Below are 17,539 nucleotides of genomic sequence, written 5' to 3'. Positions count from 1 at the left end.
TACCCCGCGACGGTCGCCGCCACTACCGCGGGGAAACCGGTTTGCCCGGACGGGTGCCCGGCACGGACAATCCGGCCCATGGGACATCTGGAAGCCGCGCACCTTGAGTACTACTTGCCGGACGGGCGGGCGCTGCTCGGTGATGTCTCCTTCCGGGTCGGCGAGGGCGCGGTCGTCGCCCTGGTCGGGGCCAACGGCGCGGGCAAGACCACCCTGCTGCGGCTGATCTCCGGCGAGCTCCAGCCGCACGGCGGCAGCGTCACCGTCAGCGGCGGGCTCGGTGTGATGCCGCAGTTCGTGGGCTCCGTGCGCGACGAGAGCACCGTGCGCGACCTGCTGGTCTCCGTCTCCCACCCGCGGATACGGGAAGCGGCGAAGGCGGTGGACGCCGCGGAGCACGCGATCATGACGGTCGACGACGAGGCCGCCCAGATGAGTTACGCCCAGGCGCTCTCCGACTGGGCGGAGGCGCAGGGCTACGAGGCCGAGACGCTGTGGGACATCTGCACCACGGCCGCCCTCGGCGTCCCCTACGACAAAGCGCAGTTCCGCGAGGTCCGCACCCTCTCCGGCGGCGAACAGAAGCGCCTCGTCCTGGAGGCCCTGCTGCGCGGCTCCGACGAGGTCCTGCTCCTGGACGAGCCGGACAACTACCTCGACGTCCCCGGCAAGCGCTGGCTGGAGGAGCGGCTGCGCGAGACCCGCAAGACCGTGCTCTTCGTCTCCCACGACCGGGAGCTGCTCGCCCGCTCCGCCCAGAAGATCATCAGCGTGGAGCCGAGCCCCGAGGGCGCCGACGCGTGGGTGCACGGCGGCGGCTTCGAGACGTTCCACGAGGCCCGCAAGCAGCGCTTCGCCCGCTTCGAGGAGCTGCGCCGCCGCTGGGACGAGAAGCACGAGCAGCTGAAGAAGCTGGTGCGCACCCTGCGCCAGGCCGCCGAGGTCAGCCACGAGATGGCCTCCCGTTACCACGCGGCGCAGACCAGGCTCCGCAAGTTCGAGGAGGCCGGGCCGCCGCCCGAGCCGCCGCGCGAGCAGGACATCACCATGCGCCTCCAGGGCGGACGTACCGGCGTACGGGCCGTGACCTGCGAAAACCTTGAGCTCACCGGCCTGATGAAACCCTTCGACCTGGAGGTCTTCTACGGTGAGCGGGTCGCCGTCCTCGGCTCGAACGGCTCGGGCAAGTCGCACTTCCTGCGCCTGCTCGCGGGCGACACCGACCATCCCGTGGCGCACACCGGGACCTGGAAGCTCGGCGCGCGCGTCGTGCCGGGCCACTTCGCGCAGACCCACGCCCACCCCGAGCTGGCCGGCCGCACCCTCCTGGACATCCTCTGGCGTGAGCACGCGCAGGCCCGCGGCGCCGCCATGTCCCGGCTGCGGCGCTACGAACTGACCGGTCAGGCCGAGCAGAAGTTCGAGCGCCTCTCGGGGGGCCAGCAGGCCCGCTTCCAGATCCTCCTCCTGGAGCTGGAGGGCTGCACCGCCCTGCTCCTCGACGAGCCGACGGACAACCTCGACCTGGAGTCCGCGGAAGCCCTCCAGGAAGGCCTCGAAGCGTTCCAGGGCACGGTGCTCGCCGTCACCCACGACCGCTGGTTCGCCCGCTCCTTCGACCGCTATCTGGTCTTCGGCAGCGACGGCCGGCTCCGGGAGACCGCTGAGCCGGTATGGGACGAGCGCCGGGTGGAGCGGGCCCGGTAGGGGGCCGACGCGCCGCGCGCCCGCGCCGGGCGCGGTGCATCCTGGGGTAGTACGCGCCGAGAGGGTACCCGGGGGGCACCGGAGCGACGCGACAAGGAGCGATCCATGAGCAACGGAGTCGACCCGGGTCAGCTGGACGACCAGCAGCTCGTCAAGGAGCTGGAGGCGATCCACCGGACCCGGCACACCACCTTCCTGCACGGCTCGGACGACGCCCTGCGAACCCATGACGAACGGATGGCCGAGCTGGAGGCCGAGTACCTGCGCCGCCACCCGCGCAGGTCCATCGCCCCGGGACGGACCCGCTCAGGGGCGAGGGAGAGGGGAGGGACGGACTCATGACAGACGGACTCATGGCAGCCGAGCGGCCGCCCGTGCTGGCGCGGCACGGCGAGGCGCTCGACCTCTTCACCGAGCGGGTGCACGCCGTGCGCGCCGACCAGTGGGACGCGCCCACCCCGTGCACCGACTGGACCGTGCGCGACCTGGTCAACCACCTCACGGCCGAGCAGCTGTGGGTGCCGCCCCTGCTGCGTGACGGCGCGACTGTCGACTCCGTCGGCGACTCCTTCGAAGGCGACATGCTCGGCCCCGACCCGGTCGCCTCCTGGGACACCGCGGCCACCGCGGCCCGCGCCGCGTTCCGCGAACCGGGCGCCCTGGACCGCGCCGTCCACCTCTCCTTCGGCGAGACCCCCGCCACCTTCTACTGCGGTCAGATGACCACGGACCTGGTCGTGCACGCCTGGGATCTCTCCCGGGCGATCGGCGCCGACGAGACACTGCCCGACGCTCTGGTCGACTTCGCGGTGGGGGAGATCTCGCCGTACGCGGCGGAACTGGAGAAGAGCGGCCTCTTCGACCCGCCGGTGGAACCCCCGCCGGGCGCCGACGCGCAGACGAAACTGCTGAGCATGGTCGGACGCAGGGTTCTCAGTCGACGCTGAAGCAGCGGATCACGATGGCCCCGCCGTCCTCCCTCGCGAGGCCCACGAAGACGGTCTCGGCGAGCCAGCGGTGGGCCGGTGCGTCCGTACGGAAGACGGGGGCGGTGCGGAAGTAGATCCCGGACGCGGTGACCCGCAGGGCGCCGTCGTGCTGGTCGGGGCCGGCGCCGCCCTCGTGGTAGTAGCCGCGGTTGACGATGTCGATGACGGCGCCGTCGTCGGCCCGGATCAGATAGCGGGCCTCCAGCTGGCAGACCTGGCCGCGGGTGTCCGACCAGTCGCCGCCACCGGGCAGCACCGTGCCGTTCAGGCGTGGCCCGTGGACGGAGCCGCCCGTGATGGGCGTGAACTCCGTGCGTTCACCGGCGCCGTGGCCGATGTGGAGCGGGGCGGAGACCTCTGCCTTGATTTCGCGGCGGAGCCTGCCTCGGAGCTCACCTTCCCGGCGGAGCCCGGCTCGGGGCTCACCCGGCGGTCGACGCGGCCGTGAGCGACGCGGCGGCCCGGCTGGCGGACGCCGACCTCGGGGACCGGGCGCGGGCCCTGGAGCTCTTCCCCGCCATGTGGCCGATGACCGCCGTCCCCATCCTCGGCTTCCCCGCCGTCACGGTGCCCGTGGCCCTCCACGACGGTGTGCCGCTCGGCGCCCAGCTCATCGGCGGCCGCTTCACGGAGGACCTCGTCCTCGACGCCGCCCGCGCCATCGAGGAACGTACGCCGGCCATGCGGACCTGGACGTGACGGTGCGCCGGCGCGCGCGGCGTGGACCCGGCGGCTGATTCTTTTCGCGCGTACCGGGGTACCCGAACCGTCATGAGAGTGGGCGTGGTGGACGTGGGGTCGAACACGGTGCGGCTCGTTGTCGCTGATGCCGACGGGCAGGTGCCGCTGCCGGTCCACACGGTGAAGCGGCGGCTGCGGCTCGCCCAGGACGTGGACCGGGACGGGCGGCTCGGCGAGGAGCCGGTCCACAGGCTCACCGAGGCGGTCCGCGAGGTACAGGAGGAAGCGCACCGCTGGGGAGTGGCGGAGCCGTTCGCCTTCGCCACGTCCATCGTGCGCGACGCCCCGAACCGGGCCGAGGTGCTCGACGCCGTGGAGGCCGGGACGGGGCTGCGGCTGCGCACGCTCTCCGGCGAGGCCGAGGCGGAGCTGACGTTCCTCGCCGCCCGCCGCTGGATGGGGTGGCGGGCGGGGCCGCTGGTGCTCTTCGACATCGGCGGCGGCACGTTCGAGGTGGCGTTCGGCCGCAGCAGGCTGCCCGACTACGCGGCCTCGCTGCCGCTGGGTGCCGGCAGGCTGACCCGGGAGTACTTCGACGTCCAGGACCCGCCGCGCCCCCGGGACATCAAGGCCGTACGCCGCCAAGTGCGCCACCAGCTGCGGGACGTGGCCGCGCGCATCCGGTGGGAGATGCCGCACACGGCCGTCGCCACCTCGCGTACGTTGCAGCAGCTGGCCCGCCTCTGCGGTGCCGCGCCGGGACGCTACGGCCCCTTCGTCCAGCGGGAGCTGGGCCGCCGCGAACTGGGCGTCGCGCTCCAGGAACTCGCCCGGCTGCCCGCCGAGCACCGGGCACAGCTGCCGGGGATCTCGGCCGCGCGGGCCGGACAGTGCCTGGCGGGCGCGGTGGTCGCCCACACGGCGATGAAGCTGACCGGGCTCGAAGTGCTGACGGTCTGCCCCTGGGCCCTGCGCGAGGGCATCCTGCTGCGCTACATCGAGGACGGCGGCGCCGCCTGGTGGGCCCGGGAGGACGACACCCGGACCTCCACCAGCGGCACACGCGGCGGCGGCACACCCCTGCGCCTGGCCGGCTCGCCCTGACCTGACCTGACCTGACCTGACCTGACCTGACCTGACCTGACCTGATCTGACCTGACCTGACCTGATCTGACCTGCCGCCCTGACCTGACCTTTGACGCGCCCGGTCAGGCCTGATGGATCCCCGGCCAGCTGTCCGGGTCCGCGCGGCTGATGTCGGCCAGCGCGGACGACGGGTCCTGGGAGAGCGCCAGATCGCCCAGGCTGACCATCCCCACCGGATGACCGTCCTCCACGACGGGCAGCCTGCGGACGGCGTGGTCCCGCATCAGCCCCACCGCGTCCGACACCGGGTCATCCGGGGCGACTACCACGGGGTTCGGCGTGCAGACGGCCTCCGCGCTGACCGTCAGCGGATCGGCCCCGTCGGCCACGGCACGCAACGCGATGTCCCGGTCGGTGAGCACGCCGACGACCCGCCCGTCGGCGGCGACCAGCACGTCCCCGATGTCCTGGGCGCGCATGAGCTGCGCGGCTTCGACGAGAGAGGCGTCGGGGCGCACCGCCACGACGCCCGGTGTCATGACGTCCCTTACGAAATCGGCCATGGCAGAGCCTTTCCTGGATGCGTGCTGCGTGCGTTCGCCTGGGGTTCGTTCGTCGGTGGAGCTCCGTCTTCCGCCGGAGTGAACCGGGGTGACCCCACCCGCAGTACCCCTGTGGGGCGGGGCCATACCTCGCCGCTAGTCGCCGTCGCGCTTGCGCCGCTCGCCCGCCCCCGGCAGGAACTCCTGCACCTTCGCCTTCAGACCCTGCTTCATCACCGAGGCGCGGTCCGTGTCGCCCTTGAGGAGCGACTGCGCCGTCGACTCCATCTGCTCCCACGTCGCGTGCGGCGGGATAGGCGGCACCGCCGGGTCCGTGCGGAAGTCGAGGACCGCGGGGCCCTCCGCCGCCAGGGCGGCCCGCCACGCGCCCTCCACGTCCTCGGGCCGCTCCACCCGGATGCCGGTGAGACCGATGGAGCGCGCGAAATCGGCGTACGGCACATCGGGCAGCGACTGCGACGGCAGGAAGGACGGGGCGCCGCCCATGGCCCGCAGCTCCCACGTGACCTGGTTCAGGTCCCCGTTGTTCCACACGGCGACGATCAGCCGGGGATCGTCCCAGCGGTGCCGGTACTTGGCGGCCGTGATCAGCTCCGCCATGCCGTTCATCTGCATCGCGCCGTCCCCGACCAGGGCGATGACGGGCCGGTTGGGGTGCGCGAACTTCGCCCCGATGGCGTACGGCACGCCGCACCCCATCGTGGCGAGCGTCCCCGAGAGCGAGGCGCGCATGTCACCGCGCATCGTCAGGTGACGCGCGTACCAGTTCGCCACCGAGCCGGAGTCGGACGTGATGAGCGCGTTGTCGGGCAGCAGCGGATCCAGGACGTGCGCGACGTACTCCGGGTTGACCGGGTCCGCGGACTGCTCGGCCCTGCGCTGCATGACCTCGTGCCAGCGCCTGACGTTGGCGCAGATCTCCGCCTGCCACTCACGGCTGACCGCCCGGCGGTCCTTGTCGATCAGCGGGATCAGCTCGCGCAGCGTCGCCCGCGCGTCGCCGACGAGATTCACCTCGTACGGATAGCGCATGCCGACCATGTGCGGGTCGATGTCGATCTGCACGCCCCGCGCCGAGCCGAACTCCGGCAGGAACTGCGCGTAGGGGAAGCTCGACCCGATCGTCAGGAGCGTGTCGCAGTCGCGCATCAGCTCGTACGAGGGGCGGGTCCCAAGGAGACCGATCGAACCGGTGACGTAGGGCAGTTCGTCGCTCAGCGCGTCCTTGCCGAGCAGCGCCTTCGCGACGCCCGCGCCGAGCAGCTCGGCGATCTCCTCGACCTCGGCGCGCGCGCCCGCGGCGCCCTGGCCGATCAGGATCGCCGCCTTGTCGCCGGCGTTGAGGACCTCCGCCGCCCGCTCCAGGGCCGTCGGCGAGGGCAGCGCCGTCCAGCCGCTGCGGTCCAGGCTGGAGGGGACCATCTTGAACGCGTGCGGCGGCGGGCTGTAGTCGAGCTCCTGCACGTCACCGGGGATGATCACGGCGGTCGGGCAGCGGCGCGCGTACGCGGTGCGGATCGCCCGGTCGAGGACGTTCGGCAGCTGCTCGGGCACCGTCACCGTCTCCACGAAGTCGGACGCGACGTCCTTGAACAGCGTGTGCAGATCGATCTCTTGCTGGTAGGAGCCGCCCATCGCGCTGCGGTGCGTCTGCCCGACGATGGCGAGCACCGGCACATGGTCGAGCTTCGCGTCGTACAGGCCGTTGAGCAGATGAACGGCGCCCGGCCCCGACGTCGCCACGCACACACCGAGGCGCTTGCCGAACTTGGCGTACCCCACCGCTTCGAACGCCGACATCTCCTCGTGCCGCGCCTGCACGAACCGGGGCCGGTCCTCGGCCCTGCCCCAGGCGGCGAGGAGGCCGTTGATGCCGTCCCCTGGATAGCCGAAGACCTGCTCGACGCCCCAGGCTCGCAGCCTCTCCAGGATGTGGTCGGCGACCTTGACGCTCATGACTGGCCTTCCGGGTGATCGGGATCGTGGGGTACTCCCCGGGTGTCCGGCGGGACCCGGGGAAACCTACGGCGGGACCGGGGGCGTTTGGCCCAGCACACGCGGGGCAGGCGAAGAAACAGTGCTTCGGACCGGAGGCACGTCCGTGGGAGCGGCCGCATCGCTCGCCCCGGGTGTGCCTCGTCGTGGCTCGAACCGTCCGCGCGCACTCCCACGGTGACTGTCCATCCCCAGGCACCCCCCATAGGGAGTTGCGACGCACCATGCGATCCCACCCGAACACCGCGGCACCCGCCGGGAGCACCCCGGCACCCACCCAGAGCACCGCTGTAGCCGCTCAGAGCGCCGCCGTACCCGCTCAGAGCACCCCGGTACCCACCCGGAGCAAGCGTCATGCACACGATGACGCACCGGACACCGCCGCCGCCTTCGAGCGCCTGGTCGAGCTGGCGGAGGGCCCCGAACGGGACGCCCTGCGCCAAGAGGTCGTCCAGGCCTGGCTGCCCATGGCACACCGCCTCGCGGGCCGCTTCCGCAACCGCGGCGAGTCCCTCGACGACCTGCGCCAGGTCGCCGCCCTCGGCCTCGTCAAGGCCGTCGACCGCTACGACCCGCGGCGCGGCACCGCCTTCGAGAGCTACGCCGTACCGACCGTCACCGGCGAGATCAAGCGGCACTTCCGCGACCACATGTGGACCCTGCACGTGCCGCGCCGCGTCCAGGACCTGCGCAACCGGGTGCGGTTCGCCCGCCAGGACCTCTCCCAGACGGTCTCCGGGCGCGCCCCCACCACCGCCGAGATCGCCGAGCACGCGCAGATGAGCGAGGAAGAGGCCAAAGCCGGCCTGGAAGCGCTCGACAGCTTCACCGCGCTCTCCCTGGACGCGGAACTCCCGGGCAGCGAGGACGGCTACTCGCTCAGCGACGCCCTCGGTGGCCCCGACCCCGCGCTCGACGTCATCGTCGACCGCGAGGCCGTCAAGCCGCGCCTCGCGCAACTGCCCGAGCGCGAACGGACCATCCTCTACATGCGTTTCTTCGGCGACATGACGCAGAGCCGCATCGCCGACGAGATGGGCATCTCCCAGATGCACGTCTCGCGGCTGATCAGCCGCTGCTGCGACCGGCTGCGCGACCAGGTGATGCGGGACGCCGCCTAACGCCCGGCCCGCTCGCCGCCGCCCCCGCGCCGCATGGCCAGCGCCATGTGCCGGGACAGCACGTCGACCGCCCGCGCCTCGGCCATCGAGAAGGCAAGGCGCGCACCGCACCGGAACAGCGTGAGCACCCCCTCGACGGGAGCGTCCGCGCGGGCGGTCAGCGGCACGCACAACAACGACGTGACCTCGGTACGGACCAGGACGTGCGCGCCACTGGCGTCCCGGCCGAAGGCGTCCGGATCCTCCGGACGCACCTGGAGCGACGCGGCCCCGCCGCGTGCCGCCTCGACGACGAGGGGGCACGCGGCGGGGTCCTGCGCGAGAACGTCGGCGACCGGCGCGCCCGGCGGCCCGAGCACGGTTCTTCGCCGCGGCCGCGCCGCGCCCTCGTCGGCGATCACCCAGTCCGCGAACCGCCCGTGCAGCACCGCCGCCGCCCGCTCCAGCACGGCCGCGCGGTCCCCGGCGGGCGCCGTGAGCAGCGCCGTCGTCATCGCGTCCGCCAGGTCGAGCTGAGCCGCGTGCCGGGTCGCCTCGCCGAGGTCGGGCGCGGGCCGCGGCACCCTCGGCGGAGGCTGCGCGCGGCTCACCGACGGCTGGAACACGACGAGGACCGCCGTGCGCGGCTCGGCGCCGGGCCGCAGCGCCGTCAGCGTCGCGCGGACCGGCGTCCGCGGGCTCTGCTGGAGGTGGACGACGAGGCTGCGGTCGCCCTCCCCGCGGGCGACGGCGGCGGTCTGCGAGCGGAACGCCGCCCGGTCCGCGTGGACCAGGAACCCGGTCAGCGGCCGGCCCGCCGCGAAGCCCGCGCGGACCCCGGTCAGCGCCGTCCCCGCGAAGTTCATCCGCCGCACCACGGTCTCCCGGTCGAGCAGCGCCACCGGCAGCGGCATGCGCTGGAACATCGCCCGTAGCAGCCGCTGCTCGTCCCGGTCCGGCACGCCGCCGCCCGGCGGCCCGTCGGCGCTCAGCCGCTCGTACGTGGGCCACAACTGCTCGGCCACATGGTCCAGTTCGAAGATCGCCGCGTCCAGCACCGTGCCGAGGTCGTCCGGCGGAAGGGACCGCGCCGATTTCAACTCCGCGACACGGCGCACGAAATCCGCGAGGTCCTCACCGAACTCCTCCGTCTGGGACATGGGTCGAACCTAGCCGCTGCGGCTGTTTTCCGGAGGGCCAGGGGGGAAGCCGGGAAGAGAGGAGGAACACCCCATGGCGCCCTTGCCGGACCCGGAGCTGCTCCGCCCAGAGACCGCACTGCCCGGACGCAGGCTCTCCGAACTCTCCGAACAAGCCATGCGCTGCACCCCCGGGTGCTGCGGCGCGAGCACCACCGTCACCGACGGCGGCGACGAACACCCCACCGCCGTCACCCACCCCGACCTGGCCGGGCTCGTCTCGGTGCAGCTGCGCACGGGCGACGGCCCCATACCCGCCGCCGAGGAGAGGGGCACGCCGGTGGACTCCGGGGACCTGCTGCGGGACGAGCGATGGCCCGAGTACCGCGCGCTGGCCCTCGACTCGGGCGTACGCTCCAGCGTCACGCTGCCCTTCCAGCGCGCGGGGCTCACGGTCACCCTGACCCTGTTCGGCTTCCGCCCCGGCGCGCTCGACGACGCGCGGCACGGCCCCGCCCAGGCCCTCGGCGACCTCGCCACGGCGAGCTTCGTGCGCGACCGGCACTACCGCGCCGCCCTGTCCGAGCTGGACCAGATGGGCACGGCCCTGCGGACGCGGCCCGTCGTGGACCAGGCGTGCGGGATCGTCATGCACGTCCTGGGGTGCGAGGCGGACGCCGCGTTCTCGGTGCTGCGGCGGATCTCCCAGACGACGAACCGGAAACTGGCGGACGTCGCGGCGGCACTGGTCGACACGAAGGGCCGCGGCCTGGAACGCGAACTGGTCTCCCTGGCCCGCTGAGGTCCGCGGCGAGGGGCCGAAGCCGGCCGCCACCGACCGGCTCCGGCCCCTCTCGCGCGCGCCGGCGCGGCTCGTGCTCGGGCTCAGCGAGGGGCTGCGGGGCGAGGTCGCCAAGAACGCCGAGGTGCGCACGGCGCGCGCGTGGGGATGCCGCTCGGCAGAAGAAGCAGGCCCGTCGCGGCGGTCTGCGCTCGGGTGCGCGTGCCGACGGCCGTGACCCGCTGCCGCTCGGCTCCGCCATCAACCGGCTGATGATCACCGAGCGCGGCGGGGAGACACCGACCGCGCCTCGGCGGGGTGATGGACCGCAAACCGCAAACCGCAAACCGCAAACCGCAGACCGCAGAGCGTCGGCGACGACCTGGCCAAGCACTGCGTCCCGCAGAAGTACGACGAGGACGAGCGCGTCCGCACGGCGCAGTGCACGGTGCAGCGCGACTCGACGGCCTGGCCGAGCAGCTGCGCCGCGCAGTTCCCGCGCCCCTGACGGGCCCCGCAGCTGATCGCGCGCCTCGCGTGCCCGTGCCTTGTGTGTCCGTGCCTCGCGCGCCCGCGTCGGCCCTGCCCGGGCCCGCCGTCCCGCTCACCCGGCCGGAGGCCAGAGGCGGCGCGACCGCGCGCCCGCGTCGGCCTTGCCCGGGCCCGCCGTCCCGCTCACCCGGCCGGAGGCCAGAGGCGGCGCGACCGCGCGCCCGCGTCGGCCTTGCCCGGGCCCGCCGTCCCGCTCACCCGGCCGGAGGCCAGAGGCGGCGCGACCGCGCGCCCGCGTCGGCCCTGCCCGGGCCCGCCGTCCCGCTCACCCGGCCGGAGGCCAGAGCGGGCGCGAGGCAGGGGAGCGCGCTGTGATGGGTGGCATCCGGGTACACCCCCGTCCGACGGGGCAGGAGACAGTCACGCGAGTGCACGGAGGTACGCATGAGGCGGACGGACCCCGAGGGCCGCGGCCCCGTCCGGTACGGCCCGCCCCCGCCGGAGCAGGGCCTCCCCGTCCTGCCCGAGCTGGCCTCCGCCGCCGCGTCGGCCACGGGCCGCCCGCACGGCGAACCCCTCGGCGGCAGCCCCGCCCTCCTGGACGCCGCGAGCGGCTACTGGCGCCGCCGAGGCCTTGCCGTGGAGCGCGACCACGTCGTCGCCGCGCCCGGCGCCCCGCCCCTGCTGCTCGCCCTCACCGCGGCCCTCGGCGGCGACGTCCTGCTGCCGCGCCCCCGCCCCGCCTGGTGGGCACCGCAGGCGCGACTGCTCGGCCACGGCGTCTACCACGTGCCGACGCCCGCCGAGTGCGGCGGCGTCCCGGACTCGTACGCGCTCCTGGAGACCGTCCGCCGCGTACGCGCCGAAGGGGGCAGGCCCCGGCTGCTCGTGCTCAGCGTCGCCGACGACCCGACCGCCACCGTGCCGCCGCCGGAGGTGCTGCACGAGGCCGTCGAAGCCGCCGCCGACGAGGGGCTGCACGTCGTCAGCGACGAGACCTGGCGCGACACCCTGCACCGCCCCCACGACACCGTCCTGGTCGGCCCCGCCGAGATGGACCACGAACGCGTCAGCGTCGTCTGCGACCTCGCCGGTCCCTTCCTGCCGCCCGCGCTGCCCGCCGCCGTCGCCCGCTTCCCCGACACCCCGCTGGGCGCCGCCCTGCGCGCCCGCACCCTCGACGTCCTCACCGCGCTCGGCGCGAGCCTCGCCGCCCCGGCCGCCGCCGCGGCGACGTACGCACTCGGCGAACCGGACGAGATCACCGAGCGGCTGACCGCCACCGTGCGCCTGCACGCGTGCGTGGCCGACGCCGCGCAGCACGCCGTGCTCGCCGCGGGCGCTCTGGCCCGGCCTCCACAGGCGGGCCGCCACCTCTACGCCGACCTCGGCCCCCTGCGGTCCGCGCTCGCCGCGCGCGGCGTCGGCGACGCGCAGGACCTGGAGGACTTCCTCGGCGCACGGCTCGGCACGCCCACGCCCGGCGGCCACCGCTTCGGCGACGACATGAACGCCCTGCGCGTACGCCTCCCCACGGGCCCGCTCCTCGGTGCGACCCCCGAAGAGCGCCTGGCGTCCCTCGACGCGCCCGAGCCCCTGGAATTGCCGCACGTCGAACGAGCGTTGAACATATTCGGATCGGCCTTCGACGATCTCCGCGCGGAATCACAGCGAATGGAGCCTCCTCGGTGACCCAGCAGGCGGAGAAGCAGACGAAGACGCACGCGTGCGCCCCCGCGGCGCGACGGACCGGCCAGCGGCAGCCGACGCCGCGGCCGGCCCCGCAGCCGCCCCGCCCGCCCGGCGCCGCGCGCCCGCGCCCGTGGCCGACGTCGTTCGCCGACCGGCTGACCGCACCGCTGCCCGGCCTGCGCGCCTTCGCCCGGTTCGCCCGCGAGGGCGCCCTGCGGCCACGCCCCGAGGGCCTCGCCGACATCCGGCGGCTGCCGTACGAACCGGGCCCGCTGCCCCGCGTCGACCACCGCACCGTCGCCGTCACCTGGGCGGGGCACGCCAGCTGGGTCGTACGCATCGGTGGCCTCACCGTCCTCACGGACCCCGTCTGGTCCCGCAAGATCCTCGGCACACCGGCCCGCGTCACTCCCGTGGGCGTCGCCTGGAGCGCGCTGCCCCGCGTCGACGCCGTCGTCATCAGCCACAACCACTACGACCACCTCGACGCCCCCACCCTGCGCAGGCTCCCGAGGGACACGCCCGTCCTCGTCCCCGCCGGGCTCGGCCGCTGGTTCACCCGCCGCCGCTTCAGCCGCGTCACCGAGCTCGACTGGTGGGAGGGCGCCGAAGTGGGCGGCGTGCGTTTCGACTTCGTGCCCGCCCACCACTGGTCCAAGCGGAGCCTGCTCGACACCTGCCGCACGCTGTGGGGCGGCTGGGTCATGACCGATGCCCAAGGGCAACGCGTCTACTTCGCGGGCGACACCGGCTACGGCCACTGGTTCGAACGGATCGGGGAGCGCTACCCCGGCATCGACCTCGCGCTGCTGCCGATCGGGGCGTACGACCCGCGCTGGTGGCTCAGCGACGTCCACTGCGACCCCGAGGAGGCGGTCCGGGCGGCGGGCGACCTGGGCGCGCGGCGGATGGCCCCCATGCACTGGGGCACGTTCCTGCTCTCCGCCGAGCCGGTCCTCGAACCGCTCACCCGGGTACGGGCCGCCTGGGAGCAGACGGGGCGGCCCCGCGAGGACCTGTGGGACCTGCCGGTGGGGGCGTCGCGCGTGCTGGGCTGAAAGCCCGAAAGGCTAGGCCGGGGCGCCCCGCACCTTGCGCCACACCGTCGGCGCCACACTGATCAGCACCGTCAGCGCGACCGCCAGCGCGACGCCCTCCCACGGCTCCTTGAACAGCGAGCCGCCGAGGATGCCGATCAGCTGGTACGTCACCGCCCACGCCAGGCACGCCGGCATGTCACCGCGCGCGAACCGCCGCAACGGCATCTTCGCCATCAGGCACGCCAGCATCACCGGGATCCGCCCGGCGGGGACCAGCCGCGACAGCACGAGGACCATGACCCCGTGGTCCTCCAGCTTGGCCTGCGCCCGCGCGAGCCGCTCCTCGGGCGCCCGGTCGCGTATCGCCTCCAGCCAGCGCGAACCGTTCTTCGAGCGCATGCCGCGCCGGCCGAGCCAGTACAGGGTGATGTCGCCGAGGAACGCCGCGAACGCCGCGACGCCGAAGACCACGAGCAGCGAGAACGACGGCGTCGCCTGGTGCACGGCCACCACCGCCGCCGAACTGACCAGCGCGCCCGTCGGCACCACCGGTACCAGCGCGCCGATCACCACCAGCAGGAACAGCGACGGGTAGGCGACCGCCTGCTGCGTGCTGTCCGGCGCCACCTGGACCGCCGCGGCGAGGTTCACCGGGCCACCTTCGGCAGCACGCTCTCGCCGTGCAGAAGCCGGTGCACGGCGACCGCGGGGGCGAGGCGCGCCGCATGGCGCACGAACTCCTGGCCGGGCGCGTGGAACTCGTGGGGGCGCACCGCGTCCATGCCGATCGGCCAGTACGTGCCGTAGTGCACCGGGATCGCGCTGCGCGGCGCGATCCGGGCGAGTGCTTCGGCGGCGCGGGCCGGGTCGAGGTGTCCGTGGCCGAGGAAGGGGCCCCAGCCGCCGACCGGCAGCAGCGCCACGTCCACGTCCCCGACCTCCGCCGCCATCGAGTCGAACAGCCCGGTGTCCCCCGCGAAGTACGTACGCGCCTCGCCGCTCAGCACATAGCCGAGGGCGGGGGAGTGCCGCGGGCCCACCGGGAGCCGCCGCCCGTCGTGCAGCGCGGGCACCGCGCGGACGACGAGGTCGCCGACCGGTATCTCGTCACCGGGCGCGACCTCGGTGAAGCGCAGGTGGGACAGTCTGCGGGCCAGGCCCGGCACCGAGCGCGCCGTGCCGCGGGGGACCAGCGCGCGGGTGCCGGGGGCGAGCCGGGCGAGCGAGGGGACGTGCAGGTGGTCGGCGTGCAGATGCGAGACGAGCACGACGTCGGCGACCGCGGCGCCGGGCGGCGGCAACGCGCCCCTGCGGCGCCGCAGATGCGCGAGGCGGCGGGCGAAGAGCGGGTCCGTCAGCACGCGGACGCCCGAGTCCTCGACCGTGCAAGTGGCGTGACCCCACCATGTGACCTCGACCGGCACCCGGTTCCTCCTTATGGCGACTGTCTCCGAGCGTACGGCCAGGAGTAGGGTCGGCGGCCGGGACCGAGGTGAGGGGGACGCCGTGGGAGAGATCGTGGGCAGGGAAACCGCCGTGGTGCGGGTGGCGTCGATCGCCAGTCTGACACCCCTGGAGGAGCTCGACGCCGACCCTTTCCTGGTCGACTCGCGCAGCCAGCACGCGATGTGCGCGCGGTGGGCGGCCGACCAGGGGTACGTCGTCACGCGCGAACTCCTCGCGCGGGGGCTGCGCGCCGACCACGCGGTGCTGTGGGGCGACGTGGAGGCCGGCCTCGTGGACCTCTTCGTCGTGCCGAGCCGCCGGGTCCTTGAGCGGGCGCTGCGGTGCCCGGAGGAATTCACCGCCGAGTGCGCGCGGCGCGGGGTGCGGGTGGAGACCGCCGGGCTCGCGGAGCCCGCGTACGACTCACGGATGAAGGCGCGGGTGCACCGCCGCCTCTCCATGCCGACCGCGGGCTACGACGGCCGCTGAGGGGCGCGGGCCGGGAACCGGGGGCCTGTGACACGCTGTTGTCCGGTTCCGGGTGGTCGGTGAAGGGGTACGGCGTGGGGCGAGGGCGATGGCGCAGGGCCGGCAGCGCTCTGTGGCGGGTGGTCGCCGTATGGGCCGTCAGCACGCTGACGATGCTCGTACTCGCCGGGATCCTGCCGGACTTCAAACTCCAGTCCGACGACGGTGACAGCGCCACCCGGATCGCCGTCACCGCCGCCCTCGGCGCGGGCGCCTTCGGTCTGCTCTCCGCGCTGGTGTGGCCCCTGCTGGTGCGCGCCCTGCTGCTCGTGCCCGCCCTGGTGCTCGGCCTGCTCGCCTTCTTCCTCAACGGGTCGCTGCTGCTGCTCGCCCTGAGCCTCATCCCCGAGGGGCGCGGCGAAGCCGGTGCGGAGACCGCCGTGGTCGTCGCCGCGGTGATGTCGGCCGTCGCCTCGGCCGCCGGCGGCGCCCTCGCCGTCCGGGACGACGACGTCTACCGGCGCCGCCTGTACCGCCTCGCCGACCGCCGCCGGCGGCGCGGCACCCCCGGGCAGCCGGGCCCGATCGCCCCCGGCACGGTCTTCATCCAGCTCGACGGCGTCGGCCACGACATCCTCGCCGCCGCCGTCGCCAAGGGCCTGATGCCCACCGTCGCCCGCTGGCTGGGCCAGAGCCCCCCGGGCAGCGTCCCCACGCACCGCCTCACCCCGTGGCGCACCGACTGGTCCAGCCAGACCGGCGCCAGCCAGCTCGGCATCCTGCACGGCTCCAACTTCGACGTGCCCGCCTTCCGGTGGTACGAGAAGGACACCGGCGAGGTCATGGTCAGCAACCGCCCCGCCTCCGCCGTCGAACTCCAGCGCCGGGCCGTGCGGCGCACCGGCGACGGCGGTCTCCTCACCGTCGACGGCGCCAGCCGCGGCAACCTCTTCAGCGGCGGCGCCGAGCAGCTCGCCCTCGTCCTCTCCATGGCCGCCAGGCGGGGCAAGGAGAACCGGTCGCGCGCCGGGTACTTCGCCTACTTCTCCGACCCCGCCAACGCCGTGCGCACCGCCCTGTCCTTCGTGGCGGAGGTCTTCCGCGAGATCGGCGAGTCCACCCGCGCCCGCGTCGAGCGGCGCCGCCCGCGCGTCGGCCGGGGCGGGCTCTACCCGTTCATCCGCGCCTTCGCGACCGTCGTGGAGCGGGACGTGGTGGTCGCCGCCGTCATCGGGGACATGCTCGCCGGGCGCAGCGCCGTCTACGCCGACCTCGTCGCGTACGACGAGGTGGCGCACCACTCGGGGCCCACCGGCCGCGACGTGGAGAAGGTCCTGCGGCGCCTGGACCGCTCGCTCGCCCTGCTCGCCCAGGTCGCCGAGCACGCGCCGCGCGCCTACCGCATCGTGCTCCTCTCCGACCACGGCCAGAGCCCCGGCGAGACCTTCCGCGCCCGCTACGGCCTGACCCTCGGCGACCTCGTCCGGGCCGGCTGCGGACTGCCCGTGCCGCGCAGGGCGCAGCGCACGCACAGCGGCGCCGAGGCCCGCGCCGCGGTGCGCGCCGCGCTGCGCCGCCCGGTGGAGGAGGGCACCGGCGAACGCCGCCCGGCCCGGCGCGCGGAGCCGGTCGTGCTCGCCTCCGGCAACCTCGGGCTCGTGTCCTTCCCGGACGTACGGCACCGCATGACCCGCGAGGAGATCGACCGCCGCCACCCGGCGCTGCTGCCGACCCTCGCCAACCACCCGGGCATCGGCTTCCTCCTCGTACGCAGCGCGGAGCGGGGCCCACTGGTGCTGGGCGCGCGTGGGGCCGAGGTGTACCTGGACGAGGACCCGGCCGACGTCGGGCCGCTGGCCGACTTCGGGCCGGGCGCCCTGGAGGCCGTGCGGCGCACCGACGGCTTTCCGCACACCGCCGACATCATGGTCAACTCCTGGTACGACCCGCAGGACGGCGAAGTCCTCGCCTTCGAGGAGCAGATCGGCTCGCACGGCGGGCTCGGCGGCGCGCAGTCCCGGCCCTTCCTCCTGTCGCCGCTCGTCCTTACCGCCCCGGCGGCGGACGGCGAGGAACTCATCGGCGCCGAGCAGATCCACCACGTCCTGCGGCGCTGGCTGGGCGAGGCGCTGGGGCCGCAGGTCCCGGTGACCGCCGCCGCCCCGCTCCCGGCGGAGGCTTCGGTTCCGCTCTCGGCGGATGCTTCCGTTCCGGTGGATGATTCGCCGTCCGGCGCCCCCACAGGCACAGCTTTTGCGGTCGTCGACCATGCCCCGCAGGACAAAACACACTGATTTTGAGCAGCGTCCGCCGTGCCCGACCATGGCTTCCGCCCGGCGATCCCGGGCCCCATGGCACGA

The 17,539-nt window shown here is 74.3% G+C and carries 17 protein-coding genes and 1 pseudogene; 12 read left to right on the top strand and 6 right to left on the bottom strand.

Annotation, left to right across the window (positions count from 1 at the left end):
- Positions 1-78: 78 nt before the first annotated feature.
- The 3 genes from ACOBQB_RS04785 (at position 79) to ACOBQB_RS04775 (ending at position 2,654) form a co-directional block, all read left to right on the top strand.
- Positions 79-1,707, top strand: coding sequence for an ABC-F family ATP-binding cassette domain-containing protein (locus ACOBQB_RS04785; protein ID WP_423589019.1), 1,629 nt, complete (start codon positions 79-81; stop codon positions 1,705-1,707).
- A 105-nt stretch (positions 1,708-1,812) separates the two neighbouring features.
- A complete protein-coding gene (locus tag ACOBQB_RS04780) occupies positions 1,813-2,049 on the top strand; it encodes a DUF6158 family protein (protein WP_423589018.1) in 237 nt (78 codons plus the stop codon).
- On the top strand, positions 2,046-2,654 hold the full coding sequence (locus tag ACOBQB_RS04775; RefSeq protein ID WP_423589016.1) for a TIGR03086 family metal-binding protein: 609 nt from the start codon (positions 2,046-2,048) through the stop codon (positions 2,652-2,654). Before ACOBQB_RS04780 ends, ACOBQB_RS04775 begins: the two co-directional genes overlap by 4 nt.
- On the opposite strand, the gene ACOBQB_RS04770 is transcribed toward ACOBQB_RS04775, so the two are convergent.
- The gene (locus ACOBQB_RS04770; RefSeq protein ID WP_423590399.1) at positions 2,641-3,033 is read right to left on the bottom strand and encodes a DUF3237 domain-containing protein; all 393 of its coding nucleotides are present in this window, start codon (positions 3,031-3,033) and stop codon (positions 2,641-2,643) included. The two genes, ACOBQB_RS04775 and ACOBQB_RS04770, sit on opposite strands and share 14 nt — an antisense overlap.
- A 107-nt stretch (positions 3,034-3,140) precedes the next feature.
- Here ACOBQB_RS04770 and ACOBQB_RS04765 point away from each other — a divergent pair, with 107 nt between their 5' ends.
- Positions 3,141-3,395, top strand: coding sequence for a hypothetical protein (locus ACOBQB_RS04765; RefSeq protein ID WP_423589015.1), 255 nt, complete (start codon positions 3,141-3,143; stop codon positions 3,393-3,395).
- Between the two features lie 72 nt (positions 3,396-3,467).
- The gene (locus ACOBQB_RS04760; protein ID WP_423589013.1) at positions 3,468-4,481 is read left to right on the top strand and encodes a Ppx/GppA family phosphatase; all 1,014 of its coding nucleotides are present in this window, start codon (positions 3,468-3,470) and stop codon (positions 4,479-4,481) included.
- Positions 4,482-4,585: 104 nt separating this feature from the next.
- Here the strand turns inward: ACOBQB_RS04760 and ACOBQB_RS04755 are convergent, their stop codons facing one another.
- Both ACOBQB_RS04755 and ACOBQB_RS04750 read right to left on the bottom strand, forming a co-directional pair.
- Complete coding sequence (locus ACOBQB_RS04755; RefSeq protein WP_423589011.1) at positions 4,586-5,026, bottom strand: CBS domain-containing protein; 441 nt, start codon at positions 5,024-5,026, stop codon at positions 4,586-4,588.
- 135 nt (positions 5,027-5,161) lie between these two features.
- Positions 5,162-6,982 carry a thiamine pyrophosphate-requiring protein gene (locus ACOBQB_RS04750; protein WP_423589009.1) on the bottom strand — a complete coding sequence of 607 codons (1,821 nt, stop codon included), beginning with the start codon at positions 6,980-6,982 and terminating at the stop codon, positions 5,162-5,164.
- Between the two features lie 263 nt (positions 6,983-7,245).
- Between ACOBQB_RS04750 and ACOBQB_RS04745 the strand changes: the two genes are divergently transcribed.
- Positions 7,246-8,142: an RNA polymerase sigma factor SigF gene (locus ACOBQB_RS04745; protein WP_423589007.1), complete on the top strand. Its 897-nt coding sequence runs from the start codon at positions 7,246-7,248 to the stop codon at positions 8,140-8,142.
- On the opposite strand, the gene ACOBQB_RS04740 is transcribed toward ACOBQB_RS04745, so the two are convergent.
- Positions 8,139-9,281 carry a PAS domain-containing protein gene (locus ACOBQB_RS04740; protein ID WP_423589006.1) on the bottom strand — a complete coding sequence of 381 codons (1,143 nt, stop codon included), beginning with the start codon at positions 9,279-9,281 and terminating at the stop codon, positions 8,139-8,141. The genes ACOBQB_RS04745 and ACOBQB_RS04740 overlap by 4 nt on opposite strands.
- A gap of 73 nt (positions 9,282-9,354) precedes the next feature.
- Between ACOBQB_RS04740 and ACOBQB_RS04735 the strand changes: the two genes are divergently transcribed.
- The 4 genes and pseudogenes from ACOBQB_RS04735 (at position 9,355) to ACOBQB_RS04720 (ending at position 13,283) form a co-directional block, all read left to right on the top strand.
- Positions 9,355-10,062: an ANTAR domain-containing response regulator gene (locus ACOBQB_RS04735; RefSeq protein ID WP_423589004.1), complete on the top strand. Its 708-nt coding sequence runs from the start codon at positions 9,355-9,357 to the stop codon at positions 10,060-10,062.
- Between the two features lie 134 nt (positions 10,063-10,196).
- Positions 10,197-10,543, top strand: a pseudogene (locus ACOBQB_RS04730) (hypothetical protein); the annotation flags it as partial.
- Between the two features lie 434 nt (positions 10,544-10,977).
- Positions 10,978-12,225 (top strand): aminotransferase class I/II-fold pyridoxal phosphate-dependent enzyme, encoded by a 1,248-nt coding sequence (locus ACOBQB_RS04725; RefSeq protein WP_423589002.1) that lies wholly within the window; start codon positions 10,978-10,980, stop codon positions 12,223-12,225.
- Positions 12,222-13,283, top strand: coding sequence for an MBL fold metallo-hydrolase (locus tag ACOBQB_RS04720; protein ID WP_423589000.1), 1,062 nt, complete (start codon positions 12,222-12,224; stop codon positions 13,281-13,283). Before ACOBQB_RS04725 ends, ACOBQB_RS04720 begins: the two co-directional genes overlap by 4 nt.
- A gap of 12 nt (positions 13,284-13,295) precedes the next feature.
- Here the strand turns inward: ACOBQB_RS04720 and ACOBQB_RS04715 are convergent, their stop codons facing one another.
- Together ACOBQB_RS04715 and ACOBQB_RS04710 are read right to left on the bottom strand one after the other, a co-directional pair.
- Positions 13,296-13,916 (bottom strand): DedA family protein, encoded by a 621-nt coding sequence (locus ACOBQB_RS04715; protein WP_423588999.1) that lies wholly within the window; start codon positions 13,914-13,916, stop codon positions 13,296-13,298.
- Positions 13,913-14,689, bottom strand: a complete 777-nt coding sequence (locus tag ACOBQB_RS04710) for an MBL fold metallo-hydrolase (protein WP_423588998.1) — start codon at positions 14,687-14,689, stop codon at positions 13,913-13,915. The genes ACOBQB_RS04715 and ACOBQB_RS04710 overlap by 4 nt, the downstream gene beginning before the upstream one ends.
- A 115-nt stretch (positions 14,690-14,804) precedes the next feature.
- Here ACOBQB_RS04710 and ACOBQB_RS04705 point away from each other — a divergent pair, with 115 nt between their 5' ends.
- Both ACOBQB_RS04705 and ACOBQB_RS04700 read left to right on the top strand, forming a co-directional pair.
- On the top strand, positions 14,805-15,200 hold the full coding sequence (locus tag ACOBQB_RS04705) for a hypothetical protein (RefSeq protein ID WP_423590398.1): 396 nt from the start codon (positions 14,805-14,807) through the stop codon (positions 15,198-15,200).
- A gap of 74 nt (positions 15,201-15,274) precedes the next feature.
- The gene (locus tag ACOBQB_RS04700; protein ID WP_423588997.1) at positions 15,275-17,473 is read left to right on the top strand and encodes a phage holin family protein; all 2,199 of its coding nucleotides are present in this window, start codon (positions 15,275-15,277) and stop codon (positions 17,471-17,473) included.
- Positions 17,474-17,539: the final 66 nt, after the last annotated feature.

The sequence above is a fragment of the Streptomyces sp. G5(2025) genome (assembly GCF_049542075.1).
Classification (GTDB): Bacteria; Actinomycetota; Actinomycetes; order Streptomycetales; family Streptomycetaceae; genus Streptomyces.
The sequence above is the reverse complement of the archived record's forward strand: the minus strand, read 5'-3'. Positions and strand labels throughout refer to the sequence as shown.